1 rRNA gene is annotated in these 794 nt (G+C 35.8%); it reads left to right on the top strand.

Annotated features, from left to right (window positions below):
* Nucleotides 1-103 (top strand): 5S ribosomal RNA (rrf, locus tag ACYSN2_RS11080); the annotation flags it as partial.
* Nucleotides 104-794 lie beyond the last annotated feature (691 nt).

Below are 794 nucleotides of genomic sequence, written 5' to 3'. Positions count from 1 at the left end.
AGCGCTATGGTACCACCTGATCCCATCCCGAACTCAGAAGTGAAACGTAGCTGCGCCGATGGTAGTGTGGGAGATCCCATGTGAGAGTAGGTCACCCCCAGGGTTTAATTTGAGAAGCCTCTAGTTCTAACGAACTAGAGGCTTTTTAACTAGAGGCTTTTTCTTTGCCTCGAGGAAAATGGAAAAAAGATGAAAGTCTGAGAAGATAAAAGGGACTAATAATAAAAAATAGAAGAAAGGGATACTAAAGAAGTGAGATAAGAAAGAGGGATACCAAGAGGAAGAGTTGCTTGGCCAGTAGATATCTAATAAGAATAATGTAATACAAAATATTGAGAGCATGATAATTCAAGCTGAAATTTTTATCCTATTACTTTCTATAGTTGGCAAAAGAAGGGATATTTGAGGTCATAAGAAATAGATGGATAAGATCTCTTGAAATTATATTACAGCAATGAATATGCTTTTAGAGCGATAGAGTACTCACTCTCAATCATAAAGATAGCGATTGCCCATGCAAGCACCTTATTTTTGTATCAAAATACATTGGTGATTTTTAATCACTAGCTAAAATTTAGATAGCAATATGCATTACAACATGATGAATATTGAAGGGATAGAAAGTTAGAAGATGATGTAAAAGTTGCGGTAGCGGTTTTTTATAGAAGGCAGATTCAAATACGAAGTGCGACAAGTACGTTTTTGACCAAATACTCATAAGGTGTTAAATATCCTAACACCTTTCTAGGTCTATTATTTAGTAGATCTTCCACATATTGAACTGCTTGCGTATC

This window comes from Ignatzschineria sp. LJL83 (assembly GCF_054871845.1).
Note: the sequence above shows the minus strand (reverse complement) of the source record. Positions and strands in the feature narration are given on the sequence as shown.